Below are 25,370 nucleotides of genomic sequence, written 5' to 3' on the forward strand. Positions count from 1 at the left end.
ACTCGTGGGGCGAATAGCCCACTGGGCTATTCGCAATCGTCCCACTCAAACAGCGCACGCCTTGCATCCCCGAAGCCGGCCCTGCGCGCGGCGTGTCCGAGTCGCCCGCCCCACCTTAACCGCCCACGACGCTCGATCGGTGGATGCTCGTTGGATCGTTGACGAATTTGATTGGCGGCGGCCGTCGCTTGTAGCGCCACCCCTTGTGGGTGGCATCGACGTCCCGCGGCGGCGTCCTGCTTGTCGAGATTTTCCCCTTTCCAGGAGGTGGCACCGCAGGGGGGTGTAACGTTCAGCCGGCATCTCCCACCCCGGCTTTCTGCCGTTTGCTATTCCGACCTACAATATGGTCTTTTTTGATTCTTATACTTCAGGATACCCATGGCTTTGCAATGCGGCATTGTTGGTTTGCCCAACGTCGGAAAATCAACTCTTTTCAATGCCTTGACGAAGGCCGGCATTGCTGCCGAGAACTACCCTTTTTGCACCATTGAACCGAATGTGGGCGTGGTCGAGGTGCCTGATGCCCGTTTGGCGGCGCTGGCTGAAATTGCCAAGCCTGAACGCATCCTGCCGGCGGTGGTTGAGTTTGTCGATATTGCGGGCCTGGTGGCGGGCGCGTCCAAGGGTGAGGGCCTGGGCAACCAGTTCCTGGCCAATATACGCGAGACGGATGCGATTGTGCATGTGGTGCGCTGCTTTGAAGATGAGAACGTGATTCATGTGGCGGGCAAGATAGACCCCTTGTCCGACATTGAGGTCATCAATACCGAGTTGGCGCTGGCCGACTTGGCTTCTGCGGAAAAAGCCCTGCATCGTTTTCAGAAATCGGCCCGGGCAGGCGATAAGGATTCGATCAAGATGGTGGCCCTGCTCGAGAAAATCATGCCGGTTCTGGATCAGGCGCGCCCCATCCGATCGCTTGCGCTCGACGCCGATGATCAACTGCTGATCAAGCCGCTTTGCTTTATTACCGCCAAGCCGTCCATGTATGTGGCTAACGTCAAGGAAGATGGCTTTGAGCATAATCCGCATCTGGATGCTGTAAAGAAATACGCTGACGCTGAAAATGCGCCGGTGGTGGCGCTGTGCGCCGCTATCGAGGCCGAAATCGCCGATCTGGATGATGAAGATAAAGAGGTGTTCCTGGCCGATATGGGGATGCACGAGCCGGGTTTGAACCGCGTCGTGCGCGCCGGCTTCAGCCTGTTGGGCCTGCAGACCTACTTTACCGCCGGCGTGAAGGAAGTTCGCGCATGGACGATTCATGTGGGCGACACCGCCCCTAAAGCGGCGGGCGTCATACATACCGATTTCGAGCGCGGGTTCATTCGCGCCCAAACCATTGCCTACGACGATTTCATTGCCTGCAAGGGCGAGCAAGGCGCCAAAGAAGCGGGCAAGATGCGGGCTGAAGGCAAAGAGTATGTGGTCAAGGATGGGGATGTGCTGAATTTCCTGTTCAATGTCTAGAGAGCGCGCGTATTGCCGGCTTTTTCATCCGGCGTTTAGGTGTGCCCGTTGCTTGTAGGGCCACCCCTTGTGGGTGGCAAAGTCGTTGACAACCGAGGCGGTGTTTATAAACGCCGATGGCACCCACAAGGGGTGCCGCTACATTAACTGCCGGTACGTTTTGTAGCGGCAGCCCTTGTGGCTGCCATTTCCCCCAATTCAATCGTCGCCTAGCCCAAAAAATTCCTGCGCATTCAGGCCATTGATGTTGTCGCGGTCGATGGCGTTCAGCCATTGGTTCTGGTCAACGAGCTGGCCTATATGTTGTTCGCCCAGCGGAAAGGGGTAGTCCGAGCCCAGCATGACGTGTTCCGAATTCATCGTCGCCACCAGCAGGCGCAGGGCGTGCGAATCGAAGACGGCGCTGTCGACGTAGAACCGGTCCAGATAGCTTGACGGAATATTGGGGCAGTCTTCGCGCACGATGTCGCGGCATTGCCAGGCGTTGTCGACTCGCCCGAGCAAAAAGGCGAAGCTGCCCCCGCCGTGAGCAAAACACAGCTTGAGGGATTTGGGGATGCGTTCGAAGGCGCCCGAGAGGATCAGCGACAGGATACCCAGCTGGGTTTCGGCCGGCATGGCCACCAGCCAGGGCAGCATCCATTTTTTCATGCGGCCGTCGGTCATCATGTCCCACGGGTGGACGAGCACCGCGATATTGTTTTCGGCGCAATGGATCAGGAACTGCACCAGCCGCTCGTCGTCCAGATCGTGTTGACCCAGATGGTTGCCGATTTGTACCCCGACGTGGCCGCAGGCCTTGGCGCGCGAGGCTTCGCGGCAGGCCAGTTCCAGGTCTTGCAGTGGCACCTGGGCCAGGGCTTTAAGGCGCTTCGGGTTTCCGGCGCAATGCTCCAGGGCCAGGTCATTCATGCGTTCGGCCCAGGGTGCGGCGCGATCGGCCGGGCAGCTGTAGCCGAACATGATCGGCGTGGCCGAAATAATTTGCATATCCAGACCGTGACGATCCATTTCCTCGAGTCGCATGGATGAATCCCACAAGGCCCGATATACCGGGCGAAATGGACGATCGCCCTTCATGATCTGGCCGTTTTCGCCATCGCTCGATATTGTCAGCCAGGGCGCTTGCGCCGGATCCAGTCTGGCCGCTTCTTCCTGGCTTATGCGCGGGAAAAAGTGGGCGTGCATATCGATTTTTTTCAGAGGACTCATGGTTTTTATCAGGCTCCTTTGCCAGGATGCAACTTGCCGCAATGAGGGCAACGCCGCTTTTCTTCGGATTGATAGAAGGCATTGAACAGCGGCGGCAAGTCGTGCACGATGCTTTGCAATTGTATTTCGACGCGATGCACTCGTTGTCCGCAGCCATCGGCGGCTTCGCAATACCATTCGAAGCCATCGATCTGTCCGGGAGGCCGCTGCCGTTCAATGACCAGGCAGGCGCTATTGGCTTCGGGCCGTTGCGGCGAGTGGCGTACATGAGGAGGCATCAGGAAGATGTCGCCTTCTTTGAGGTCGACGCGCTCGCGGGCGCCGTCTATCCACAGGTGCAGATAGGCGTTGCCGCGCATCTGGTAAAAAAATTCTTCATAAGGGTCGTCGTGATAATCGGTGCGATGATTGGGGCCGCCCACCACGGTCACGATGAAGTCGCTGTCTTGCCAGACTTGCTGATTGCCTACCGGAGGTTTTAGCAAATGTGCGTGCTCGTCGATCCAGCGGGCGAAATTAAAGGGTTTGCCATAAGTCAGCATGCCGTTCTCCGTGTAGGGGTTTATTTCGGAAAGTAGGCGATGGCCTTGATTTCAATGAGCAGATGCGGATGCGGCAGCTGATGCACGGCTACTGTCGTGCGGGTGGGACCATCGGCCGAAAAAAACTCGCCATAGACTTCGTTGTAGCCGCCGAAATCGTTCATGTTCACCAGGTACGCCGAAATTTCGACTAAATGTTCCAGGCCGGCGCCTTCACTCTGAAGTATGTCGCGGATGTTCTCAATTACCGCGCGGGTCTGCACGCGTATGTCCAGTTGCGTGGTGCCCATGGCATCGGCCTGCGCGCCGGCAAAGCTGTTGTCGGGGCGCCGCGAACTGGTGCCCGATACGAACAGAAAGTCGCCGGCGCGCTTGATATGCGGAAATTTGCCGCGCGGCGTGGCTTTGCCCGGAACGACGCGAGCCTGTACCTGATTGTTCATCGGAGCTCCTGTGAAATGGAAGGCGTCTGGCGCCGGTAATCGGTGAGGCGTTAAAGCCGGATGCAGATGTTGCTGATTTCGGAATAGAAATCCATGGAATAACGCCCGCCTTCACGCCCCATGCCCGACAATTTAGTGCCGCCAAACGGGGTGCGCAAGTCGCGCGTAAACCAGGTATTGACCCAGACTATGCCGGTTTCAAACTGGGCCGCCACGCGGTGGGCGCGGGATAAGTGAGTGGTCCATACGCAAGCGGCCAGGCCGTAGGGGCTGTCGTTGACCCGTGCGATGACTTCATCTTCAGTGTCGAAAGGCGCAATGTGGCAGATGGGACCGAAGATTTCTTCGCGGGTACAACGTGCCGTATCGGACAGGCCGGTGATAATGGTCGGTTGCGCATAGGCGCCTTGATCGCGTTCATCGCCAAAAACGGGCACGCCGCCGCCCGTCACAATGATGGCGCCTTCTTCGCGCGCCAGCCGGTAGTAAGACAGCACTTTGTCGCGATGAGCGTGCGAGACGAGCGGCCCCATGTCCACGCCTTCGGCTTGCGGGAAATCAATACGCAATTGCTCGGTGCGGTCTTTGAGGGCGGCCACGAAGCGATCGAAAATGGAGCGCTCCACATAGACGCGCTCGGAACATAAACAGACTTGTCCCGAGTTGGTGAAGCTTGACCGCAATACGCCGGCAACAGCCGCGTCGAAATCCGCATCGGCAAACACGACGGCGGCGTTTTTGCCACCCAGCTCGAACGACACCTCCTTGACCCCTTCAGCGGCGGCTTTCATGATGGTGCTGCCCGTGCGCGACTCGCCTGTGAAGGTAATGGCGTCGATGTGTGGGCTGGTGCTTAGAAATTGGCCGGCCGAATCGGGTCCGAAGCCGTGGATCAGATTGAACACGCCGTTGGGCAGGCCGGCGGCCTGTATGACTTCGGCCAGCAGGGTGGCCGAAGAGGGTGTTTCTTCGGAGGGCTTGGCCACCACGCAGTTGCCCATGGCCAGGGCTGGAGCCACTTTCCACGTGAGCAACAGCAGCGGCAGGTTCCAGGGCGAGATAATGCCTATCGTCCCCAGGGGTTTGCGAACCACATAATTCAAAATCTTGGCGCCGTCGGGGGCGGTGCTTTCGAACATTTCGCTCGATGCGGTCTTGATCAGGTCGGCAAAGGTGCGAAAGTTGGCAATGCCGCGCGCCACGTCCAGAGTGCGCGCCTGGTGCACCGGCCGGCCGGTATCGGCGACCTCGGCGGCCACAAAATCATCGAAACGTTGTTCAATGCCATCGGCAATGCGATGCAGGAGGGCGGCGCGTTCGGTCACGCTGGTGCCCCTCCAGCCACCCTTGGCGGCGCGGTTGGCGGCACTGATGGCCGCATTGACCGTATCGCGATCCGCCTCGCAAACGCGGCTGATCAGTCGCCCGTTGACCGGGTTGATATTGTCGAACGTGCGAGCTGTTTCGACCCAGGCGCCATCTATGAAGCAACGCAGCAGCGGCGTGGATACGGCGTCTTGCGCCGAAGCAGCATGCGGGCTGGATAGGGGATTGCTGGCCATGCCGCCTCCTGAAGTCGTTTGTTTTTACCAGTGTATGCGTCTGGGTCTATAAAAAATAGTGAAATTGTTGTGGGTGGGTATTCGTTGCGGGAATATCGGTGGCGGGGTTGGTAGGGTTTTGTAGCGGCAGCCCTTGTGGCTGCCATCTACGCCAACAAATCCACCGCCATCCACGAAAACAAACCTGCCGTCGTCTACTACTTCAACGCAGCCAGCGCGCAGCGCGCGGCGCCCAGGTCCCAGGCGGCGCAGCCTACGCTTTTGAATAACAGCGGCCGGTCGAAATCCACGCCGTTTTGCAGCGCATCGGCCAGCGGCTTGACCTGGCTCCAGTCGGCATGGGCCAAAATAAGATCGCCGGCTTCGTGGTGCGCACCGGCCGGATCATCCACGTAGACTTGGCTGCCGAGCACGGTTTGCGCCGCAATCTCGGCCATATCCGCTTTGAAAGCGCCCACCCCCAGCACCAGCCGGCCCGCGCGCGCCGCTTCGTCATAGATAGGGATCTGGCTGGTGGTGGCGGTGATGACGGCGTCAATATCCGCGGGGATTGAGGCGCTTGATCCCGCTTCGAATTGCAGTTTCAAATGCCGGTGCGCCTGGATGAAAGCGCGGACTTTGTCGATGCTTCGGCCGGCAACGAATACGGTGGTATCGGGAAACAGTGCCGCGATGGCCTGTGTGTGCCCCGATGCCTGCGTGCCTGTGCCTATCAGGGCAATGTGCCTGGGGGCCTGCCTGAGAAAGGTTTTAAGGCTCAGCATCGATATGGCTGCGGTGCGCCGCGCCGTCACCGTCGGCCCGTCGAGCACAAACAGCAGTTGACCGGTTTTCCCATCATAGACAGCCACCAGACCATTGATGGTGGGCAGGTTCAGACGGGTGTTGCTGGCGGCGACATTCACCAGCTTGTGTATGCCGATATCGGCGGCTGTGGCCGGCATCGACAGCATGACGGCCCCTTGAGGGAACGGCACGGCTTGCCGCTCGGGCGCGCAGATCGCGCCGCTGGCGTAATCGAGCACCGTCGTTTCCAGGATTTGAACCAGGCGGGAAAAATCGAGGAGCTCGGCGGTTTGCCGGGCGTTGAAAATAGTCGTACTAGAGTTGTTCATGATGTAGCTCTGGAGGTGAAGGCATGGTGCTCATCCACAGAACTTCAGCGTCGTCCTTGCCGTGGTTGATCACGCGGTGCCGCATTCGGCTGTCGATGTAAAAGCAATCGCCGGCCGAAAGCACGGCCGGTTGATAGTATTCAGTATGCAGTTCGACCGCACCGCTTAACACATAGACGAACTCTTCGCCGTCGTGGCGGCTCCAGCCTGCGTTTTCCGCCAGCGCATGAGCCTTGATCCGGGTGATGAACGGCATCATGCTCTTGTGCGACAGGTGCGAGCACAGAACCTGATGGCGGTACAGCGGAGTGTCGTGGATTTCGCCGCTTCCTTTGCGTTCGATGCAGCAGCGTCCGGTGCCCATGTGGTCCTGGGCGACGGTGAAAAGCTCTGCGACATCCATATCCAGGCCTTTGGCCAGTTTAAGCAGGATGTCGTAGGTGGGGGACATCAGGCCGTTTTCGATCTTCGACAGTGTCGAGGTGGCGACATCGCTGGCCTTGCTGGTTTGTCCCAGCGTCCATCCGCGCTGCTGGCGCAGCCCTCGCAGGCGTGCGGCCAGGGCGGATTCGCTGTGTTGCGAGCTTGCTTGCCTCACGATTGGTCCAGTAATAAATAAAAAGTTAAATAGGATAGCGTAAAAGGGCAGGGCCCGATATTTCGGCCGCAAGCGGCCTCACACTATGTTTTTTTCAATAATCAGGTTGTTGTTCAAAATGCGCGCCCAGCCCATGCGCGACAGATCCAGGGTCTGGAATTTTCCGTACGTGACCAGCTCCGATAGCGCGCGCCCCACGGCGGGCGACTGCTGCATGCCGTGTCCGCTAAAGCCGTTGGCAAAGAGCAGGTTTTCAATATCCGGGTGCGCGCCGATGATGACGTTATGGTCGAGCGTATTCATGTCGTAGTGGCCGGCCCAGCTGCGCGTGCAGCGGATCGCCTCGAAGGCGGGGACGCGGGCGGCCAGCAGGGGCCACAGGGTTTCGTCGAACAGTTCATGCTCGACGTCGAAATCGAAGCATTCCGGGTCATTGGATTCGGCGGGTGATATGCCGCAAATGAATCCCTGCCCTTCGGGCCGGAAATAGGCGCCGCTGGGGTCGATGACCATGGGGCAGCCGGCAATGACGGTGGGACATTGAAAGTAGAAAACGCAGCGTTTTCGCGATTCGACGGGCAAAGCGATGCCGGCCTGCCGAGCCAGACGGGGCCCGCCTGTGCCGGCGGTATTGATCAACGTTCCGCATTGCAGGGCGGTGCCGTCGTTCAAGGTCACCCCGGTAATGCGGCGGCCCTGGCGCTGTACGTCAACCACTTCGTCTTCAATGTAGCGGGCGCCTTGCGCGATGGCTTTTTTTCTGAAGCCTTGCATCATTCCGTAGGCATCCAGCCAGCCTTCGCCCGATAGCCCAAGCGACCCGGCCGCCAGATCGCTCGTATTCAGCCACGGAAAGCGCGTTGCGAGCTGGCCAGGCGTCAGGAGCGCCACATCGACGTCGAGTGCCTTTTGTGTCCGATGATTTTCGAGCAATACCTCCATGCCGGCTGCGCTGGCCAGAAACAGATAGCCGCCTTCGTGGAAAGCGGCATCGGGTTGCTGGCCGTCGACGGCCAGCACGGATCCGAACCGGCGCAGGAATTGCGTCCCGAATTGCGACATGGCGATGTTTTCGGGCGTTGAAAACTGATGCCGGATCGAGGCCGCCGACAGAGCGGTGGCGCAGTATTGATAGCTGAAGTCCTTTTCCACTACGAGCACCGACCCTTTGAAATCAGGGTTGGCCGTCAGGAAATAGGCGCTTGCGCTACCCGCCGCCGCACCGCCGGCGATAATGACGTCGTAGTGTTTGGTTTGCATTATTTTGGGAAGGGGTTTCCGGCCCATTAATCAAGGGTTTCGCAGCGACCGCCCCACCATTTGGGTGCTTGCGGTGATTATATTGTTACAGAATTGGAAATAAATACTCTCGGTATTTTCCCTTAAGCAATATAATTTCATATAAGAAAATGCTGTGATATTCTTTCGCATAGGTGTGGTCGCCGAGGCTGACCGCCCATGTCAATCTCATCTTTAGGAAAAAAATGACTACTGCAGAATTGCTGAATAGCTTGGGGCTGGCTTCTTCAAGTTTGACGGGCGGAAACCTGGCGGTTCATTCGCCCCTTGATGGGGCTGTCATTGCGTGCGTGCACGAACATACGGTGCCCGAGGTCCAGGCAGCCATCGGGCGCGCCCATGGGGCGTTTACCCAATGGCGCCAGGTGCCGGCGCCCCGCCGCGGCGAGCTGATCCGTCTGCTGGGCGATGAGTTGCGCGCCAACAAAGAATTATTGGGCCGTCTGGTGTCGATCGAAGCGGGCAAGATTCTCGCCGAAGGCACGGGCGAGGTGCAGGAGATGATTGACATTTGCGATTTTGCCGTCGGCCTGTCGCGCCAACTGTACGGACTGACGATCGCTTCCGAGCGCCCGGGTCACCGCATGATGGAAACCTGGCAGCCTCTGGGCGTTGTCGGTGTGATTTCCGCTTTTAATTTCCCGGTGGCCGTGTGGTCGTGGAATACGGCGCTGGCCATTGTGTGCGGCGATGCCGTGGTGTGGAAGCCGTCCGAAAAAACGCCCCTTACGGCGATGGCTTGCCAGGCGCTGTTCGAACGCGCCATGAAGAAATTTGGCGATGCGCCGGCCGGTTTGTCGGAGTTGCTGATCGGAGCGCGCGAGGTCGGCGAGGCCTTGGTTGATGATCGCAGGGTGGCTCTGGTTTCGGCTACCGGCTCTACCCGCATGGGACGCCAGATCGGCCCTCGCGTGGCGGAGCGTTTTGGCCGTTCGCTGCTTGAACTGGGCGGCAATAATGCGATTATCGTGGCGCCTTCGGCCGACTTGGGCATGGCTGTACGGGGTATTTTGTTCGGCGCCATTGGTACGGCAGGGCAGCGCTGCACCAGCACTCGCCGGTTGATTGCGCACTCTGGTATTGCCGACGAGCTGGTGGCTCGGTTGAAGAAGGCCTATGCCAGCGCCCAGGTGGGTAATCCGCTGGAGGCCCACACTCTGGTTGGTCCGTTGATCGATAAGGCGGCGTTCGATGGGATGCAGGCGGCGCTGGCCAAAGCCAGGCAAGAGGGCGGAAAGGTTTTTGGTGGGGAACGGATGCTGGCCAAGGAATATCCGGATGCCTATTATGTGGCGCCCGCCATAGTCGAGATGCCTGCGCAAACCGACGTGGTGTGTCACGAGACGTTTGCGCCGATTCTGTATGTGATGCGTTACGAGAGTTTCCACGACGCGGTTGCCATGCAAAACAATGTCCCTCAGGGTTTGTCGTCGGCGGTGTTTACAACGGATCTGCGTGAGGCTGAATGGTTCTTGTCGGCGGCGGGCTCCGATTGCGGTATTGCGAATGTGAACATCGGGACGTCGGGCGCGGAGATTGGCGGGGCGTTTGGCGGCGAGAAGGAAACGGGCGGGGGACGCGAGTCGGGTTCGGATGCGTGGAAGGTGTATATGCGGCGGGCGACGAACACGATCAATTACTCGCGGGAGCTGCCGCTGGCGCAGGGCATCAAGTTTGGCGATGATGCGTGACGGTACCTCGTAATAGCGTTTCGTAACGGCACCTGTAGTACCTCTGGCTTTTGTAGCGCCACCCCTTGTGGGTGGCATTCGTCCTTTCGCATTAATGTTATCTTGCCTAGAACCTTCTAGCCCCGCATCGCGGCCGGTTAAGGTGGGTCGGGCTCTGACGGTCACGGTCATGGCTGCGCCATGACTTCCCGTGCGCAGGACCGGCTTCGGGGCGGCGTGCGAACTCGCGAGGCGAATAGCCCCCCGGGCTATTCGCAAGCGTCTCGCTCAAACAGCGCACGCCTTGAATCCCCGAAGCCGGCCCTGCGCACGGCGTGCCCGAATCGCCCGCCCCACCTTAACCGCCCACGACGCTCGTGTTGTGTGTGTTCGATCGTTGATGGTTTTGGTTGTTGCGGCGTCTTGTTGGCGGAATGGCACCCACAAGGGGTGCCGCTACAAAATTCCGTCGCTACGAAACTCTTGACGGACAAGGCGGTATCTACAAAGACATACCCGTGAATGATGTAGCGCCACCCCTTGTGGGTGGCAAAACCTTGGCCATCGAGACAGTATCCGCAAACCTCTATTCGATGGCCTTGACCATGCCTTCGATGACCTTTTTCGCGTCGCCGAACACCATCATGGTTTTGTCCATGTAGAACAGCTCGTTATCCAGGCCGGCGTAGCCGGTGGCCATGGAGCGTTTGTTGACGATGACGGTGCGGGCTTTGTAGGCTTCGAGTATGGGCATGCCGGCGATGGGCGAGTTCGGGTCGTTTTTGGCGGCCGGATTTACGACGTCGTTCGCACCTAGTACCAACACGACGTCGGTTTGCGCGAATTCGCCGTTGATGTCGTCCATTTCGAAGACCTGGTCGTAGGGGACTTCGGCTTCGGCGAGCAGCACGTTCATGTGGCCGGGCATGCGGCCGGCTACGGGGTGGATGGCGTATTTGACGATGACTCCCTGGTCGGTCAGCTTTTGTGCGAGTTCTTTAAGAGCGTGCTGCGCGCGTGCCACCGCCAGGCCGTAGCCGGGCACGATCGTGACGGATTCGGCGTTGCTCATCAAGAAGGCCGAGTCTTCTGGGCTACCCGATTTGACGCTGCGCTGGGCCTGTCCGCCGTTCTGTGCGGCGCCGGGGGCGGCGCCGAAGCCGCCCAGAATTACGCTGAAGAACGATCGGTTCATGGCTTTGCACATGATGTAGGACAGCACCGCACCCGATGAGCCTACCAGCGATCCGGCGATGATCAGCATGGGGTTGTTCAGCGAGAAGCCGATGCCCGCCGCCGCCCAGCCGGAGTAGCTATTGAGCATCGAGATCACCACCGGCATGTCGGCGCCGCCTATCGGGATGATGATCAGCACGCCCAGGGCGAAGGCAATCAGCAGCATGACGGCATAGGGCAGCCACATTTGCGTGGCGATGAACCAGGCGCCGAAGGCCAGCATGACAATGGCGAGTACCAGGTTGAGCATGTGCTGCCCGGGAAAGACAACCGATGCCCCCTGGAATAGCCTGAATTTATAGGTGCCCGAGAGTTTGCCGAAAGCGATGACCGAGCCCGAAAAGGTGATGGCGCCCACGAAGGTGCCTATGACCAGTTCGAAGCGGTTGCCGGTGGGTAAAGGCAGCCCGTTGGCCACGATATTGAACGCATGGGGTTCGGCGATGACGGCAATGGCGATGGCCACGGCAGCCAGGCCGATCATGCTGTGCATGAAGGCGATGAGCTCGGGCATTTTGGTCATTTCGACGCGTTTGGCCATGACGGTGCCGACGCTGCCGCCTATCAACAGGCCGAGCACGATCCAGCCGAGGTCGATGCCTGCCATGCCGTGAGAGGCCAGGCCGGCGATGAGCGCCGCCGTGGTAAGCACGGCGATGGCCATGCCGACCATGCCGAACAGGTTGCCGCGCCGCGATGTCGTGGGGTGTGAGAGGCCTTTGAGCGCCTGAATAAAGCAAACCGATGCGATGAGATAAAGCAGTGTGACCAGGTTAGGGGAGATCATGCCTGACCTCCGGCTGTCTTTTTCTCTTTTTTCTTGAACATTTCAAGCATGCGCCGGGTGACCAGGAAGCCGCCGAACACATTCACCGAGGCAAGCGCCACGGCAAAGACGCCCATGAATCGCGCCAGGCCGCCTTCGGTCAGGCCGGCCGCCAGCATCGCACCCACAATGACAATCGCCGAAATGGCGTTGGTGACGGCCATGAGCGGCGTATGCAGGGCGGGGGTGACATTCCATACGACATGAAAGCCGACGTACACAGCCAGCACGAAAATCGTGATATTGATGAGAGTAGGGTTGACGGCTTCCATCAGGCGCTCCTTAGTACTTTGCCGCCGGTGCACATCAGGCAGGCGGTGACGATTTCGTCGTCTTGCGGGATGAGCAGTTCGCCATTGGCGTTTGCAATCAGTTTCATGAAATCGAGGATGTTGCGGGCATAAAGGGCCGAGGCATCGGTGGCGACCATGGCGGGCAAGTTGCTGTAGCCGATCAGGCTGACCCCGTGCTTGTTGACGATTTTGTCTTTCTCGGACAAGGGGCAGTTGCCGCCGCGCTCGACCGCCAGGTCGACAATGACCGAACCGGGCTTCATGGCCTGTACCGTTTCTTCGGTGATCAGGGTAGGGGCGGGCCGGCCCGGGATGAGCGCCGTACTGATGACGATATCGGCCTGCTTGCAGCGTTCGGAAACGAGAATGGCCTGGCGCGCCATCCAGGCGGCCGGCATGGGCCGGGCGTAGCCGCCCACCCCCTGCGCAATTTCGCGTTCTTCGTCGGTTTCGAAAGGCACGTCGATAAATTTGGCGCCCAGGGATTCGATTTGCTCGCGGGCGGCGGGGCGTACATCCGACGCCTCGACCACCGCACCCAGGCGCTTGGCCGTGGCAATGGCCTGCAGGCCCGCGACGCCTGTGCCCAAAACAACGACACGCGCGGCTTTGAGCGTGCCCGCGGCCGTCATCATCATGGGAAACAGCCGTCCATATTGGTTGGCGGCCAGCAAGACGGCCTTGTAGCCGGCCAGGTTGGCTTGCGACGATAAAACGTCCATGCTCTGCGCGCGAGTGATCCGTGGCGCGGCTTCGAGCGCGAAAGCGGTCAGGCCGGCGGCAGCCAGTGCGGCCAACCCGGCCTGGTCGAAGGGATCGAGCATGCCGATCAGCACGCTATCGGGTTTCATGTGTGCGCGTTCGGAGTCGTTGGGGGTACGCACCTTCAGTACCAGATCGGCGCCCAGCGCTTGGGCGGTGTTTCCAATACTGGCTCCGGCTGCGACATAGGCCGCATCGGGGTAATGGGCCGACAGTCCCGCGCCTTGCTCGACTACTACCGTATGCTTGCCGCTGATAAATTTTTTAACCGTTTCGGGTATGGCCGCGACCCGGGTTTCACCTGGCAGGCTTTCGCGCGGAATTCCTATTTGCATCAAGACTCTCCTGCATCTCGTTAATTTTTTGCGTGGCTTACTATACCCGAACTTGCTGACAATTATTTGCATTGTCGGGCAATGATGTTTGCTAGACTGTTCTTCTCAATTAAGGAGAACATCATGGGACTTCTAGACTCTGTACTTTCTGCGGCAACAGGCGGCGGCAATCAAACGGGTGGCCAGGCGTCGCTGTTGTCTGCCTTGGTTGAGCATGTAAATAGCTATCCCGGCGGTTTGTCCGGCCTGGTTCAAAAGCTCCAGGAAGGCGGTTTGGGCGACGCGGTGTCATCATGGGTGGGAACGGGCGCGAATCAAGCGGTTTCGGGCGAGCAAGTGCAGTCCGCCTTGGGTGACGATGTCGTCAATAAATTGGCACAAAGCTCGGGCCAGGATCCCAGCACGGTGTTGAGCAGCCTCAGCACTTTGTTGCCCCACCTCGTGGATCACGCCACGCCCGACGGCACCGTCGATCCTGCTCAGGGCGGCCTGAATGTTTCATCGCTGATGGGTTCCCTGTCGGGGTTGCTGGGCAAGCTTGGCTAACGGTGTAGCGGCACCCTGTAGCGCCACCCCTTGTGGGTGGCAAAACCGCTACGGTCAAGGCGGCATCCGTAAATAGAGCACCATGGCAGCCACAAGGGCTGCCGCTACATGTGACCCACACGTTTTTGTAGCGGCACCCCTTGTGGGTGCCATTCGGTTCATCCTCATACTGGCCAGCCGCGTTTTGTTCCGCCTTACCCCTTGCTCGCACCCAATGCCTGCTCCAGATCGGCCAGGATATCGTCGATGTGCTCCAGGCCGATCGACAAACGTATCATGTCTTCGCCGACGCCGGCTTTCGCGAGCTCCGCAGGGCTTAGTTGACGATGGGTGGTTGAAGCCGGATGGCAGGCAAGCGATTTGGTGTCGCCGATATTGACCAGGCGCACGATCAGCTTTAGCGCATCGATGAAGCGGCCCCCGGCGGCGCTTCCGCCTTTGATGCCGAACGACATGATGCTGGCCGGTTTGCCGCCCATGTATTTTTGCGCCAGGTCGTGTTCGGGGTGGTCGGCCAGGCCGGCGTATTTCACCCACGATACGTTTTCATGCTTGGCCAGATACGACGCCACTTTGAGCGCGTTTTCGGTGTGGCGTTCCATACGCAAGGGCAGTGTCTCGATGCCTTGCAGAATCAGGAATGCGTTGAATGGCGAAAGTGCCGCGCCGGTGTTGCGCAAGGGCACTACCCGGCAGCGGCCTATGAACGCCGCGGGGCCGAACGCTTCGGTATACACCACACCGTGGTAGGACGGGTCGGGTTCGTTGAGCATGGGGAAGCGATCCTTGTGCTCGGCCCAGGGGAATTTGCCCGAATCGACCACGGCGCCGGCGATGGTGGTGCCGTGGCCGCCCATGTATTTGGTAAGCGCATGTACGATGATATCGGCGCCGTGTTCAAAAGGCCGGCAAATGGCGGGAGACGCGACCGTGTTGTCGACGATCAGGGGTACGCCGTGGCGGTGTGCCGCATCGGCGAAGGCTTGTATGTCCACAATATTACCGGCCGGATTACCGATAGACTCGCAAAATACAGCCTTGGTATGATCGTCGATCAGGGCTTCAAGCGCGGCCACGTCGTTATGCGGCGCGAACTTGACGGTCAGGCCCTGGCGTGGAAAAGTGTGGGCAAACAGGTTATAGGTGCCGCCGTAAAGCTTGCTGACTGAAACAATGTTGTCGCCCGCTTGGGCGATAGTCTGGATAGCGTACGTGACGGCCGCCATACCCGAGGCGACGGCCAGCGCCGCCACGCCGCCTTCAAGCGCCGCGACACGTTCTTCGAGCACCGCGTTGGTCGGGTTCATGATGCGTGTGTAGATATTGCCCGCCACTTTCAGATCGAACAGGTCGGCGGCATGTTGTGTGCTGTCGAAAGCGTAAGAGGTGGTCTGGTAGATGGGTACGGCGACCGACTTGGTGGTGGGATCAGGCTGGTAGCCGGCGTGGATGGCGAGCGTTTCTAGTTTCATGAGCAATTCGAGTGGTTGGTGGAAAGAAGGGCCCAGGGCGCGGACTGTCCATGGTACCGATGTTTTTCATACTCTGGTCGGATTATTCAATCATGTTGATATAGCATTCAGGCATAAAGCCCGGTGCGGGCGGCGTTTCATTACCTTTTGTCAGGTTTCTGCCTGAAAAACCGGGCAGGGCCGAAAAATTCCGGAGCGCTTGGGTTAGCATGCAACGTATTCAATGGATTGCGCATTAATTGGGGGTTATCCCCAAGGTTTTTGAGGGCGGAAATGAAAGTTTGGCTTAAACGAGTGCTTTTCGGATTGGTGGTGGTGATAATCGTAGCCCTGATCGGCTTGGCGATTTTTCTGCTGACCTTCGATCCAAATGCCTACAAGAGCAAGCTCGAAGAAATCGTCTACAGCCGTTATCACCGCACCCTGGCCATCAAGGGCGATATAGAACTGTCGCTCTTTCCCCGCATAGGTTTGTCGGTGCAAGGGCTGTCCTTGTCCGATCGCGATAGCACCAACACTTTCGCTTCCATCGACAGTGCCCGCTTTGCCGTGGCGATCTGGCCGTTGATGTCCAATCGACTGGTGGTGGATCATGTTGCCGTGTCCGGCTTTAAAGCCTGGATCGTGCGCGATCGGCCTGGGCACTTCAATTTTCAGGATCTGATGGGTGGCGCATCAGCCAATGACGCGGCACCCCAAACACCGCCCGGCCCGCCAGAGCCCAAGCCTGCCGCGCTATCCGTGTTGACGGGCCATGAGGCGGCGCGCGCCGATTTTCAAATTGATATTGCCGGCCTCAACCTGAAAAATGGGGAAGTCCATTTGCGCGATTTCAAGACCGGCGCCAGAACCCGCATCGAAAATCTCACACTCAATACCGGCCGCGTGACCTTCGACCAGCCTTTCGATGTCGACTTCAAAGGCAATGTGGTGGGCGTCTATCCCAAAGCCGCGGCCAGCCTCGATGGCCAGGCCGTGGTCAGGATCAATCCCGAACAAAAGGTGTATTCGGCGCAAAAGCTCAATGTGCAGATGTCGGGAGCCCTGGGCGCGCTCGATGCCAAGACGGTCAGCCTGCGCGGCAACCTGGCCTACAGTGCGTATTCGCAACTGCTCACGGCCAGCAACCTGGAACTGGTCGTACAGGGTGGCGTGCAAGGCGCGCATCCGGTCAAGAATCTCAGCTTCAATTTGTCTGTGCCCCAGTTAAAGGCCGATCGCAGCCAGTCCGAGCTGCTGCTCGAAAAGTTGTCGTTGCGCTCCAAGGGCACTTTGCCCACGCAAGACTATGAGCTTGCGGTCGATGCGCCCAGCTTGTCGATTTCGCCCGATGCGGCCAAAGGCGATGCGGTTTCGGGCACGCTCAAGCTGACCGGCCCTCAAAAGGTATTGGGGCTGGCCGTGGGGGTGAGCGGTTTGGGCGGCAACGCCAACGACCTGACGTTGAAAGAACTGAAAGTGGAAGGCGGGCTCAAGCAAGGGCTGCGCGTGGTGCAGTTCAAAGTGTCTTCTCCGGCCAACTGGAGCGCCTATAAACAGCAGGGCGGGCTGTCGGCCATTAAGGGCGACGTCAAGATCGAAGACCCGTCCTTGCCCGGCAACAGTTTCGAGTTTCCCCTCATTGGAAGCATGCAGGCCGACTTGGTCAAAGACCAGGCCAGCAGCGAAATCAATGCCGTCCTGAACGGCAGCAAGCTCGACCTCAAGCTCAAGGCGACCCGGCTGAACGATCCGCAAATTGTGTTCGACCTGAATGCCGATACCCTGGATTTCGACAAATTGCTCCCGCCCGAGCATCCCAAGGTAGCGGCCGCGGCTGATGCCAAGGCTGCCACGGCTGGCGGCAAGCCCGCGGCCCCCAGTGCCGCGGCCAAGCCGGCGGCGCCCGCCGATGCGTCCAAACCGTCGAGCAGCGTTAATTTGTCGCCTTTGGATGCCCTCGATTTAAGCGGTACGGTCAAGGTGGCGCATATCAATGCGCGCGGTCTGCAGCTCGACAAGTTCAACGCCGGCGTGAGGGTGCTTAACGGCAAGCTCGATGTGGCGCCGTTGTCGGCCGATCTGTATCAGGGCGCGCTGAGCGGCACGCTTTCGGCCGACGCGCACAACGCGATGTCCGCCCAGCTGTCGCTGGCTCATGTCAATGTAGACGGCCTGCTGACGGGCCTGACGGGTCAAAGCCGGCTAAGCGGGACCGGAGATATCGCCTTGAACCTGCATGCCCAGGGGGCGACGGTGGCCGCCTTGAAGGCGGATGTATCGGGTACGGTACAGGCCCGTGTTCATGATGGAGCCGTCAAGGGGATCAATGTGGCTCAAACATTGCGTGAAGTCGGCGGCGCGGTGGAAAATGCATTCAGCGGCCAGATGCCCGACGTAGTGACCAAGTTCGACGCTTCCCGGCAAACCGACTTCTCGACACTCGACGCTCAATTGGCTTTCGAGCGCGGTCAGGGCACGTTCAAAAAGCTGGATTTGAACTCCCCCATGCTGCGCGTAACCGAAGGGTCGCCCAATTCGATCGACCTGGTCAACAAGCAGCTTGATCTGCTCGTCAACGTGCGTCTGGTCAATACGCTTATGGGTCAGGGCGGCCCCGCGCTGGCCACCCTGAAAGGCGTTACCGTGCCGATTCTCGTGGCCGGCCCTTTTGCGGCGCTGGGATACCATGTGCAATGGAAAGACATTGGCAGCAAGGCCGTCAAGCAGGCGGTGCGCGATGGCCTGCTCGACTTGATGTCGAATCAGGTGGGTAAGGACTTCCTGCCCAAGGCGGATAAACTGGGCGCACCGGCCCAACCTGCGGCACCCACCAAATCGGACACCATCAGAAGTATCGGCAACGCATTAAAAGGATTGCTAGGCAAATGAACCCTACTCTTTACTTCCCTATAGAAGCCTGCGCGGGGATAGACAATAGCGACGCCGCTCCCTACGACCGGCAATGGCTGGTGGTCGACGCCGGCTGGCGCAGGCTTACCCAGCGTGATCAACCCAAGCTGGCGCAGGTGGAAGTGTCGATTCGTTTCGGTTATTTGGTAATGCGCGCCCCGGGCATGCTGCGCATGGACATACCGCTCGATGTCATCGAAGACGACGACAGCGTGCGCCGCCAGGCCATCATAGGCACGCAGACCATAGATGTCGTGGACGAAGGCGAGCTCGCTTGCGCGTGGATATCGAATTGCCTGGGAACCCCCAGCCGGCTGGTGAAGGTGCATCCCGACGCGCCTGCCGTGCGGTGGGACGAATAACCTTAAAGGGTTTCGGTCAGTGCCTGAAACCTCGCCAATAAAACGGCCTGGCTTTCCTGGTGCTGCGGGTCGACCTCGATGCAATCGACGGGGCAAACAACCTGGCATTGGGGCTCGCCAAAATGCCCCACGCACTCGGTACACATGTCCGGGTTGATTATGTAGATATCAGGGCCCATTGAAATGGCCTGATTCGGGCACTGCGTTTCGCAAACATCGCAGTTGATGCACTCGTCGGTAATGCGCAAAGCCATGGCGCTAGTCCTGCCTGATCATTGTCACTAAGACTGAGTGTAGTGCGAACCTGCGCCGGGCGCTTAACCGGCGCTTAGCGGGTGCCTAATTACCTTCTTCTTCTTGCAGGGCGCGATGTGTCTTGGCCTTGCTGTGCAGCCAGCGCTCCACCGAAGGAAAGACAAATTTGCTGACATCGCCACCCAAAATGGCAATTTCACGCACGATCGTGCCCGAGATGAATTGATATTGGTCCGAGGGCGTCATGAACAGGGTCTCGACTTCGGGCAGCAGATGGCGATTCATGCCCGCCATCTGGAATTCGTATTCGAAATCGGAGACGGCGCGCAAGCCCCGCACGATCACACGGCCTTCCTGATCGCGCACAAAGTCTTTAAGCAGCCCGGCAAAGCTCTTGACTTCGACGTTGGGGTAGTGGCCCAGTACTTCTTCGGCGATCTCGACCCGTTCGTTGACGGTAAAGAACGGTTTCTTGGCGTGGCTGTGGGCAACGCCCACGACGACTCGGTCAAACAGGCTGGCCGCGCGGCGCACCAGGTCTTCGTGACCGCGCGTCAGTGGGTCGAATGTTCCGGGATAGATGGCAGTAATCATGCGGGTTCCGAAGATCGGTGGAGGTGGTTGGTAAAAGGGTTCGGGGTGGATGGCACCCACGAGGGGTGTCGCTACATGGCTGCTACGGTGTATTGGTTTCAGGATTATTGACTTTTTTTTGCGCTGCAGCAAATCGTAGCAAATGATAGTGCACTTGGCCGGCTCGGCCACTACGCAGCAATTCGAATGGTTCAGGGGGCGATATGGCGGATTCCGCCTCGACATAAACCAGACCTTGCGGCTGCAAAATGGGAGGCAGCGCGGGCCACAAGGCCTCCAGCCACTGATGTCCGAAGGGCGGGTCAAGCAAGATCAGGTCGAACGGCGTGGCGCGCAGCGTGGGCAGAACCGCGCGCGCGTCGCCGGCATGGATGTGCACTTGGTTGGCCTGCAGTTTGCTGCGCAATGCCTGCAGTGCCGTCACCGCTGCCGGATTGGACTCCACCATCTGCACGTGTTCAACCCCCCTGGAGGCGGCCTCGAAACCCAGGGCGCCGGTTCCGGCGAACAGGTCGAGCACGCGCCTGGCCGAGAAATCCTGATCCCAAAGATGCTGCAGCCAGTTGTACAGGGTTTCCCGGACGCGGTCGGGCGTGGGCCGCAGGCCCTTGGCGTCGACGACGGGGATAACGGTGCGGCGGTAATCACCGCCTACAATACGGACAAGGTGCTTCTTCATGGTACGCCCAAGACCAGGGTGGCCCTTTAACCAAGTGGATGCTGGATAGTGTAAAGCCTATGTTTAGTTTATTTAAAAGAAAGAAGCCGGGCCCGCATGAGCCGGCGGCGGATGACGCTTCGGCCGCTTTGCCGCAGGCCGCCCCGGTTGAGCCTGCTGAATCCGCTGAACCGCCTATGGAGCCCGTCTTCCCGGTTGAACCTGCTGGTTCCGTTGAACCGCCTGTGGAATCCGCCGCTAAGGCGGCCGCTACGGCGAAAGCTACTGAAGCCGTGGTGCAAGATGCTGTCGTAGAGCCCGCTCAGGTACCCGCGGCGCCGGGTGCCAAGACAAGCTGGCTATCGCGCCTGAAGCAGGGCCTGTCGCGCACGGGCCAGAGCCTGGGTGGCTTGTTTGTCGGCGTCAAGGTGGATGAATCGCTGTTCGACGACCTGGAGACGGCGCTGATTATGGCCGATGCCGGCGTCGAAGCAACAGAAAAGCTGCTGGCCGCCTTGCGCGTGCGGGTCCGCAAAGACCGGCTCGACGATGCCGCGGCAGTCAGGGCGGCCCTGCGCGATATTCTTGCCGACCATCTGGCGCCTCTTGAAAAGCCCTTTCCGTTGGGACAGTTTGTGCCCTTGGTGGTCATGATTGCCGGGGTGAACGGAGCAGGTAAAACGACGTCCATCGGCAAGTTGGCCAACACCTTCCAGCGCCAGGGGGCCAGTGTTTTGCTGGCCGCGGGAGACACTTTTCGCGCGGCGGCGCGCGAGCAACTGGTCGCCTGGGGCGCGCGCAACAACGTAACGGTGATCTCGCAAGACGGCGGCGATGCGGCCGCCGTGGCCTTTGATGCGGTGAACGCGGGGCGTGCACGTCAGGCCGACGTGGTCATGATCGACACGGCGGGGCGCTTGCCTACGCAACTGCATCTGATGGAAGAATTGAAGAAAATCCGCCGCGTTATCGGCAAAGCCGATTCGGCCGCGCCTCACGAAGTCTTGCTGGTCATTGATGGCAATACAGGGCAAAACGTACTGTCGCAGATTCGCGCCTTCGATGCGGCGGTCAATCTAACCGGCCTGGTGGTGACCAAGCTGGACGGCACCGCCAAAGGCGGCACCCTCGCTGCGGTGGCCGCCGGCAGTCAGGGTGTGCGGCCGATACCTGTTTACTGGATAGGCGTGGGCGAAGGCCTGGACGATTTGCAGCCCTTTGTGGCGCGGGATTTCGCCGCCGCGTTGGTCGGGGAATGATTCTGTCGATATCTGTAGCGACAGGCCTTGTGCCTGTCATCTCTGCCAGATCCCATCTGACGTTCAGGATTTTGCCACCCACAAGGGGTGGCGCTACAACTTCCCGACCGGTATCCGTAGCGATGCCGGTATCCGTAGCGGCACCCCTCGTGGGTGCCACCGATAAAAGTTGCACAGCCAATTCAAAAACGAATCTAAATCAAGCTTTCAGCTTCCCTGCAGCAATCAGGGCTTTGAAGGCCGCCTGGGCCGCCTGCTTTTTTTGATCCTGCATCGCGCGCAGCCAGCCCACGGCAAACCAGGCCTGGGGCTGGTCGGCCACGAGTGCTTCGTAGCACCCTTGGGCCAAATACAAGTCGTTCAGCTCGCCCAGAATCTCCTGGGTTTGCGCCAGCTCGGTCAACACCCGCTCCAGGGCGGCCTTGGCGAGCAGGGTCTGGGAAAAATTCAGGCTGTAGCGCAGGCGTTTCACCTTCTTGCGCAAGTCGTGTTGCTCTTCGATCGTCAATAGCGCAAACGCGCCGCCTTGCCCCTCGATTTGCCTGAGCCATTTGTTCAGCACGGCCGCCAGCGCCTTTTTAAGGGGCTTGGCTTGCGCTGGCAGGCTTTGAGGCATCGCCCCGGCGGTTATTCTCGCTGGCGCAATGACACCTTCAAGCAAATTCAATAGCAGGATCTGAAATGAAGCGCGGCCCGCCAGCGCAGCCGAATGGTCGGGCGTATGGGTTTGTGCCGCAGGCAGGGTACAGGCCGGCATGCCCGCCCGTTCGATGAGAGGCGCAACGGTATAACGGACCACATCGTCGTCGCGTGTCTGGCCGAAAGCGCTGAAATGCCGGCGCACCTGGGCTTCGGTTCGCGGCGCCACGGGTGGGATCCAATCCCGATACAGACGCCAGCATGAGCGCAGGCGGCGTATGCCTACCCGCAATTGATGAACGTGTTCGGCGCGCAGCGTCTCGTCTGCCAGGGCGCTGTCAACGCCCGCGACGAAGGCAGCGTTGCGGATGATTTGATTAAGGCATTCGTCAGCGCAGGCCAGGTAGGCCTGGGCGGCCGACATGGCGGGTTTAAGGCGGGGTATGGCCGCTCGCTGCGGCTTGATGAAATGTTCGGCGGCGAGCGTGGCGGGCGATGACGAATCATCGGCGCCGGCAGCCGGCTGGGCTTGCGCCGCGATGGCTAGGGCGTCGCCCCTTTCCGCTTTGCTTCTCAGATCCAGGATCAGGCCGTATTTTCGTGTCCATTTCCGGCCCAGGATGAACAGGCTGCGGATGTTTCCTTTGAGCAGTTCGAATTCAATTTCACTGATGGGCAGCTCAAGGCCGCCGGCGCAAATCACGCCTTGGTCATAAGCCAGCTCCACCACCCCCGAGGGTGTCGGGATCTTCCGCACCAGGCGCTTGACCCGAGTCTCATAGCGCAGCGCCAGGGGGTGCTTGAGCCGGGAAAAAATGGCCGACAGATCGCTGCCCTCGTAAAACGATAAATCCAGTGTCGGCGTGCTGCGCGGCTGGTTGATTTCAATACGGGACAAGGCGTCCGCGCCCGGCGCCTTCAGGGTTTGTATCCACTGCTCGCCTTCCAGGCGCAGCCGCAGCGAAATCCTGGCTTGCGCCAGTTCGCGCCCGGCCGTATCGAAATATAGTGCATGCAAGGCGATTTCGTCGGCCTGCTGGCTGCGCAACTCCTGTTCGATTGCCGTGCGTGCGTTGGCCGGGACGTGTAGTTTGAGTTCTCGTTCTTCCATGTTCGCCGCTGGGCTGCCTGTGGGTGCAACATTAAGGGTTTGCATGGCCGTCGCCCGCTGCTAAGCCCCTATGTGACGGGTATGAGACATTATTGAATAGAGTTATGACGTTTGTATGACAGTCAGTTTAGGCGGTTTATAGCCTAGCCGCCTGGATATGGCGTCGGCGCATTCCTTCAACGAATGAGCGATCGGGCTTTCCCAGCGGGAATCGAACAGGGTGCTGGGCCCCAGGCAGGTCAGGGCCAGTGCGATATTGCCGGAATGGTCGAAAACCGGTATGGAAAACGCATCGATGCCAGGCAGCGGGTTTCCTAGCGCACGGGCTAGGCCATGAGCCCTGATATCGGCCAATAGCGTCTTCATGGCCTCGGCGCTGGGTTGGTGCTGACCAATGCTGGTGACCACGGCGGTGTCGCCCGCTTCCCGCTCGATGTAATGCTGGGCGATTTTGGGCGGCAGCCACGCGGCGAAGACGTGGCCCGTGGCCGTATGCAGCATCGACATGACGGTCCCTTTGCGCATGTTCACGTGCACCGGATAGCTGGCTTCGCAGATATGAATCATGGTCGGACCGTGCGAGCCCAGAACGGCAATGGCCAGCGTGTGTCCGATCTGGCTGGCCAACTGATCGACGTAGGGCAGGGCGATGCGCACCGGATCCAGCCGCTGCAGGCTGACCAGGCCCATCTGCAGGGCGAAAGGGCCCAGTTCGTATTGGCCCGTAGCCCTATTCTGCTGCACCAGGCCTACACGCACGAAACTGACCAGATAGGGGTGCGCCTTGGCCGAGGTCATGCCCGCGCGCGTCGCCAGATCACGCAAAGTAAGCGGCACGCCCGCATCGACCAGGCCGGCCAAGAGGGGGAACCCGGTTTCCACAGACTGGATGCTGCGCCGCCCGTCGTTGGGCGGGGCTGGAATTTTTTGGTCGGCCATTATCGAGGATTCGTCTAAAAGCATGCCAATAGTACTAGGGTTTGGCTTTGCGGGTTAGTATCGGTATAGAGGCGTTAAAATTAGCCAATTTCTTACTGAGCCTATCGTTATGAGCAACCCCGCCGCCGCTGCGTGCGCCGACCCGCAGTCCTACGAAATCTCGTCTGTTTCGGAAATTATCGCCCAGTTGCGGGCCGGGCGCATGGTGATTCTGGTCGACGAGGAAGACCGCGAAAACGAGGGCGATCTGGTCATGGCGGCCGACTATGTCACGGCCGATTCCATCAATTTCATGGTGACCCACGGGCGCGGGCTGGTATGCCTGACCCTGACCGAAGACCGCTGCCGGCAATTGCAGCTGCCGCTGATGGCCAGCCGCAATGGCAGCCGGTACGGCACCAATTTCACCATGTCCATCGAAGCGGCCGAAGGGGTCGGCACCGGGATTTCCGCCGCCGACCGTGCCCGGACGGTACAGGCCGCCGTGGCGCACGACGCCAAACCGGCCGATCTGGTGCAACCCGGCCATATTTTTCCTATCCAGGCGGTGCGCGGCGGTGTGCTGGTGCGTGCCGGGCATACCGAGGCGGGTTGCGACCTGACCACGCTGGCCGGGCTGACCCCCGCAGCGGTTATTTGCGAAATCCTCAAACCCGACGGCACGATGGCGCGGCTGCCCGATCTGAAGCTGTTCGCCCAGGAGCATGGCTTGAAGATCGGCACGATTGCCGACCTTATCCAGTATCGCAGCGAACATGAATCCATGGTCGAGCGCCTGTCTTCGCGCGAGGTGCAGACGGCCTGGGGGGCTTTTCGCGCGGTGGCGTATCGCGATTGCGCCTCCGGCGCGCCGCATCTGGCGCTGGTGCATGGCGACATTTCTCCCGAGGCCGAAACCCTGGTGCGGGTGCACGAACCCACCAGCATGCTCGATGTTTTGTGCGACGGCGCAACCGGCCACAGCTGGAGCATTGCCAATGCGCTCAAAACGATTACCGCGGCGCCTTCGGGCGTACTGGTATTGCTCAATTGCCAGGGTTCGGCCGAGCTCATGTTCAATCAGTTTGCAACGTGGGCGCAAGCTCCCGGTGAAATCAAGCCAGGCGACGACAGTCGTTTCGACCTCAGAACCTATGGTATCGGCGCGCAAATTCTGCGCGACCTGAACGTCGGCCACGCGCGTTTATTGGCTCGACCACGAAAAATGCCCAGCATGGCCGGCTTTTCTTTGACCATCACGGGTTACGATAGCGAACCCCTCAACTTGGCCTAACAGG

Annotated in this window: 23 protein-coding genes; 7 read left to right on the top strand and 16 right to left on the bottom strand. The window is 59.7% G+C overall.

What is annotated here, in order from left to right:
- Positions 1-381: 381 nt before the first annotated feature.
- Complete coding sequence (gene ychF, locus EDC26_RS11605; protein ID WP_132582741.1) at positions 382-1,473, top strand: redox-regulated ATPase YchF; 1,092 nt, start codon at positions 382-384, stop codon at positions 1,471-1,473.
- Between the two features lie 198 nt (positions 1,474-1,671).
- On the opposite strand, the gene EDC26_RS11610 is transcribed toward ychF, so the two are convergent.
- The 7 genes from EDC26_RS11610 to EDC26_RS11640 all read right to left on the bottom strand — a co-directional run bounded on the left by EDC26_RS11610 (position 1,672) and on the right by EDC26_RS11640 (position 8,205).
- Positions 1,672-2,685, bottom strand: a complete 1,014-nt coding sequence (locus EDC26_RS11610) for an amidohydrolase family protein (RefSeq protein ID WP_243700891.1) — start codon at positions 2,683-2,685, stop codon at positions 1,672-1,674.
- A gap of 8 nt (positions 2,686-2,693) precedes the next feature.
- Positions 2,694-3,227: a 3-hydroxyanthranilate 3,4-dioxygenase gene (locus EDC26_RS11615; protein WP_132582743.1), complete on the bottom strand. Its 534-nt coding sequence runs from the start codon at positions 3,225-3,227 to the stop codon at positions 2,694-2,696.
- Positions 3,228-3,247: 20 nt separating this feature from the next.
- Complete coding sequence (locus EDC26_RS11620) at positions 3,248-3,670, bottom strand: RidA family protein (RefSeq protein ID WP_132582745.1); 423 nt, start codon at positions 3,668-3,670, stop codon at positions 3,248-3,250.
- Between the two features lie 50 nt (positions 3,671-3,720).
- Positions 3,721-5,232, bottom strand: coding sequence for a 2-hydroxymuconic semialdehyde dehydrogenase (locus EDC26_RS11625; RefSeq protein WP_132582747.1), 1,512 nt, complete (start codon positions 5,230-5,232; stop codon positions 3,721-3,723).
- Positions 5,233-5,429: 197 nt separating this feature from the next.
- A complete protein-coding gene (gene lhpI / locus EDC26_RS11630) occupies positions 5,430-6,347 on the bottom strand; it encodes a bifunctional Delta(1)-pyrroline-2-carboxylate/Delta(1)-piperideine-2-carboxylate reductase (RefSeq protein WP_132582749.1) in 918 nt (305 codons plus the stop codon).
- A complete protein-coding gene (locus EDC26_RS11635) occupies positions 6,334-6,945 on the bottom strand; it encodes a helix-turn-helix domain-containing protein (protein ID WP_132582751.1) in 612 nt (203 codons plus the stop codon). The genes lhpI and EDC26_RS11635 overlap by 14 nt, the downstream gene beginning before the upstream one ends.
- Before the next feature lie 78 nt (positions 6,946-7,023).
- Positions 7,024-8,205, bottom strand: coding sequence for an NAD(P)/FAD-dependent oxidoreductase (locus tag EDC26_RS11640; RefSeq protein WP_132582753.1), 1,182 nt, complete (start codon positions 8,203-8,205; stop codon positions 7,024-7,026).
- A gap of 224 nt (positions 8,206-8,429) precedes the next feature.
- On the opposite strand from EDC26_RS11640, the gene amaB reads away from it, so the two are divergent.
- Complete coding sequence (gene amaB / locus EDC26_RS11645) at positions 8,430-9,935, top strand: L-piperidine-6-carboxylate dehydrogenase (protein WP_132582755.1); 1,506 nt, start codon at positions 8,430-8,432, stop codon at positions 9,933-9,935.
- Between the two features lie 565 nt (positions 9,936-10,500).
- On the opposite strand, the gene EDC26_RS11650 is transcribed toward amaB, so the two are convergent.
- Genes EDC26_RS11650 through EDC26_RS11660 form a run of 3 tightly spaced genes read right to left on the bottom strand, consistent with a single transcriptional unit; the run spans position 10,501 to position 13,366 of the window.
- On the bottom strand, positions 10,501-11,937 hold the full coding sequence (locus EDC26_RS11650; RefSeq protein ID WP_132582757.1) for an NAD(P)(+) transhydrogenase (Re/Si-specific) subunit beta: 1,437 nt from the start codon (positions 11,935-11,937) through the stop codon (positions 10,501-10,503).
- Positions 11,934-12,248, bottom strand: a complete 315-nt coding sequence (locus EDC26_RS11655; protein WP_132582759.1) for an NAD(P) transhydrogenase subunit alpha part 2 — start codon at positions 12,246-12,248, stop codon at positions 11,934-11,936. Before EDC26_RS11655 ends, EDC26_RS11650 begins: the two co-directional genes overlap by 4 nt.
- A complete protein-coding gene (locus EDC26_RS11660) occupies positions 12,248-13,366 on the bottom strand; it encodes a Re/Si-specific NAD(P)(+) transhydrogenase subunit alpha (RefSeq protein WP_132582761.1) in 1,119 nt (372 codons plus the stop codon). Before EDC26_RS11660 ends, EDC26_RS11655 begins: the two co-directional genes overlap by 1 nt.
- Positions 13,367-13,489: 123 nt before the next feature.
- On the opposite strand from EDC26_RS11660, the gene EDC26_RS11665 reads away from it, so the two are divergent.
- On the top strand, positions 13,490-13,912 hold the full coding sequence (locus EDC26_RS11665; RefSeq protein WP_132582763.1) for a YidB family protein: 423 nt from the start codon (positions 13,490-13,492) through the stop codon (positions 13,910-13,912).
- 194 nt (positions 13,913-14,106) lie between these two features.
- Here the strand turns inward: EDC26_RS11665 and EDC26_RS11670 are convergent, their stop codons facing one another.
- Complete coding sequence (locus EDC26_RS11670; RefSeq protein ID WP_132582765.1) at positions 14,107-15,384, bottom strand: bifunctional O-acetylhomoserine aminocarboxypropyltransferase/cysteine synthase; 1,278 nt, start codon at positions 15,382-15,384, stop codon at positions 14,107-14,109.
- Between the two features lie 273 nt (positions 15,385-15,657).
- Here EDC26_RS11670 and EDC26_RS11675 point away from each other — a divergent pair, with 273 nt between their 5' ends.
- Together EDC26_RS11675 and EDC26_RS11680 are read left to right on the top strand one after the other, a co-directional pair.
- Positions 15,658-18,255, top strand: a complete 2,598-nt coding sequence (locus EDC26_RS11675; RefSeq protein WP_132582767.1) for an AsmA family protein — start codon at positions 15,658-15,660, stop codon at positions 18,253-18,255.
- Positions 18,252-18,638, top strand: coding sequence for an MOSC N-terminal beta barrel domain-containing protein (locus tag EDC26_RS11680; RefSeq protein WP_132582769.1), 387 nt, complete (start codon positions 18,252-18,254; stop codon positions 18,636-18,638). The genes EDC26_RS11675 and EDC26_RS11680 overlap by 4 nt, the downstream gene beginning before the upstream one ends.
- A gap of 2 nt (positions 18,639-18,640) precedes the next feature.
- Here EDC26_RS11680 and EDC26_RS11685 read toward each other — a convergent pair whose 3' ends face one another.
- The 3 genes from EDC26_RS11685 to rsmD form a co-directional block, all read right to left on the bottom strand.
- Entirely contained in the window at positions 18,641-18,892 is a 252-nt protein-coding gene (locus EDC26_RS11685; protein WP_132582771.1) for a YfhL family 4Fe-4S dicluster ferredoxin, read from the bottom strand.
- Between the two features lie 85 nt (positions 18,893-18,977).
- Positions 18,978-19,487 (bottom strand): pantetheine-phosphate adenylyltransferase, encoded by a 510-nt coding sequence (gene coaD / locus EDC26_RS11690; protein ID WP_132582773.1) that lies wholly within the window; start codon positions 19,485-19,487, stop codon positions 18,978-18,980.
- Between the two features lie 82 nt (positions 19,488-19,569).
- Complete coding sequence (rsmD, locus tag EDC26_RS11695) at positions 19,570-20,166, bottom strand: 16S rRNA (guanine(966)-N(2))-methyltransferase RsmD (protein ID WP_132582775.1); 597 nt, start codon at positions 20,164-20,166, stop codon at positions 19,570-19,572.
- Between the two features lie 59 nt (positions 20,167-20,225).
- On the opposite strand from rsmD, the gene ftsY reads away from it, so the two are divergent.
- Positions 20,226-21,404, top strand: coding sequence for a signal recognition particle-docking protein FtsY (ftsY, locus tag EDC26_RS11700; RefSeq protein WP_425012598.1), 1,179 nt, complete (start codon positions 20,226-20,228; stop codon positions 21,402-21,404).
- Between the two features lie 199 nt (positions 21,405-21,603).
- Here the strand turns inward: ftsY and EDC26_RS11705 are convergent, their stop codons facing one another.
- Together EDC26_RS11705 and EDC26_RS11710 are read right to left on the bottom strand one after the other, a co-directional pair.
- Positions 21,604-23,199 (bottom strand): CYTH and CHAD domain-containing protein, encoded by a 1,596-nt coding sequence (locus tag EDC26_RS11705; RefSeq protein WP_132582777.1) that lies wholly within the window; start codon positions 23,197-23,199, stop codon positions 21,604-21,606.
- A 57-nt stretch (positions 23,200-23,256) separates the two neighbouring features.
- Positions 23,257-24,093 (bottom strand): IclR family transcriptional regulator, encoded by an 837-nt coding sequence (locus tag EDC26_RS11710; RefSeq protein WP_132582779.1) that lies wholly within the window; start codon positions 24,091-24,093, stop codon positions 23,257-23,259.
- A 109-nt stretch (positions 24,094-24,202) separates the two neighbouring features.
- Here EDC26_RS11710 and ribBA point away from each other — a divergent pair, with 109 nt between their 5' ends.
- Positions 24,203-25,366, top strand: coding sequence for a bifunctional 3,4-dihydroxy-2-butanone-4-phosphate synthase/GTP cyclohydrolase II (gene ribBA, locus EDC26_RS11715; protein ID WP_132582781.1), 1,164 nt, complete (start codon positions 24,203-24,205; stop codon positions 25,364-25,366).
- Positions 25,367-25,370 lie beyond the last annotated feature (4 nt).

Origin of the sequence: Paralcaligenes ureilyticus (genome assembly GCF_004346225.1) — a bacterium.
GTDB classification, from domain to species: Bacteria; Pseudomonadota; Gammaproteobacteria; order Burkholderiales; family Burkholderiaceae_B; genus Paralcaligenes; species Paralcaligenes ureilyticus.

What these genes read in the sequence shown, in the direction of transcription:
- ychF (WP_132582741.1), top strand. Translation starts at nt 382, where the DNA reads ATGGCTTTGCAATGCGGCATTGTTGGTTTGCCCAACGTCGGAAAATCA.
- EDC26_RS11610 (WP_243700891.1), bottom strand. Translation starts at nt 2,685, where the DNA reads ATGAGTCCTCTGAAAAAAATCGATATGCACGCCCACTTTTTCCCGCGC.
- EDC26_RS11615 (WP_132582743.1), bottom strand. Translation starts at nt 3,227, where the DNA reads ATGCTGACTTATGGCAAACCCTTTAATTTCGCCCGCTGGATCGACGAG.
- EDC26_RS11620 (WP_132582745.1), bottom strand. Translation starts at nt 3,670, where the DNA reads ATGAACAATCAGGTACAGGCTCGCGTCGTTCCGGGCAAAGCCACGCCG.
- EDC26_RS11625 (WP_132582747.1), bottom strand. Translation starts at nt 5,232, where the DNA reads ATGGCCAGCAATCCCCTATCCAGCCCGCATGCTGCTTCGGCGCAAGAC.
- lhpI (WP_132582749.1), bottom strand. Translation starts at nt 6,347, where the DNA reads ATGAACAACTCTAGTACGACTATTTTCAACGCCCGGCAAACCGCCGAG.
- EDC26_RS11640 (WP_132582753.1), bottom strand. Translation starts at nt 8,205, where the DNA reads ATGCAAACCAAACACTACGACGTCATTATCGCCGGCGGTGCGGCGGCG.
- amaB (WP_132582755.1), top strand. Translation starts at nt 8,430, where the DNA reads ATGACTACTGCAGAATTGCTGAATAGCTTGGGGCTGGCTTCTTCAAGT.
- EDC26_RS11650 (WP_132582757.1), bottom strand. Translation starts at nt 11,937, where the DNA reads ATGATCTCCCCTAACCTGGTCACACTGCTTTATCTCATCGCATCGGTT.
- EDC26_RS11655 (WP_132582759.1), bottom strand. Translation starts at nt 12,248, where the DNA reads ATGGAAGCCGTCAACCCTACTCTCATCAATATCACGATTTTCGTGCTG.
- EDC26_RS11660 (WP_132582761.1), bottom strand. Translation starts at nt 13,366, where the DNA reads ATGCAAATAGGAATTCCGCGCGAAAGCCTGCCAGGTGAAACCCGGGTC.
- EDC26_RS11665 (WP_132582763.1), top strand. Translation starts at nt 13,490, where the DNA reads ATGGGACTTCTAGACTCTGTACTTTCTGCGGCAACAGGCGGCGGCAAT.
- EDC26_RS11670 (WP_132582765.1), bottom strand. Translation starts at nt 15,384, where the DNA reads ATGAAACTAGAAACGCTCGCCATCCACGCCGGCTACCAGCCTGATCCC.
- EDC26_RS11675 (WP_132582767.1), top strand. Translation starts at nt 15,658, where the DNA reads ATGAAAGTTTGGCTTAAACGAGTGCTTTTCGGATTGGTGGTGGTGATA.
- EDC26_RS11680 (WP_132582769.1), top strand. Translation starts at nt 18,252, where the DNA reads ATGAACCCTACTCTTTACTTCCCTATAGAAGCCTGCGCGGGGATAGAC.
- EDC26_RS11685 (WP_132582771.1), bottom strand. Translation starts at nt 18,892, where the DNA reads ATGGCTTTGCGCATTACCGACGAGTGCATCAACTGCGATGTTTGCGAA.
- coaD (WP_132582773.1), bottom strand. Translation starts at nt 19,487, where the DNA reads ATGATTACTGCCATCTATCCCGGAACATTCGACCCACTGACGCGCGGT.
- rsmD (WP_132582775.1), bottom strand. Translation starts at nt 20,166, where the DNA reads ATGAAGAAGCACCTTGTCCGTATTGTAGGCGGTGATTACCGCCGCACC.
- ftsY (WP_425012598.1), top strand. Translation starts at nt 20,226, where the DNA reads ATGTTTAGTTTATTTAAAAGAAAGAAGCCGGGCCCGCATGAGCCGGCG.
- EDC26_RS11705 (WP_132582777.1), bottom strand. Translation starts at nt 23,199, where the DNA reads ATGCAAACCCTTAATGTTGCACCCACAGGCAGCCCAGCGGCGAACATG.
- EDC26_RS11710 (WP_132582779.1), bottom strand. Translation starts at nt 24,093, where the DNA reads ATGGCCGACCAAAAAATTCCAGCCCCGCCCAACGACGGGCGGCGCAGC.
- ribBA (WP_132582781.1), top strand. Translation starts at nt 24,203, where the DNA reads ATGAGCAACCCCGCCGCCGCTGCGTGCGCCGACCCGCAGTCCTACGAA.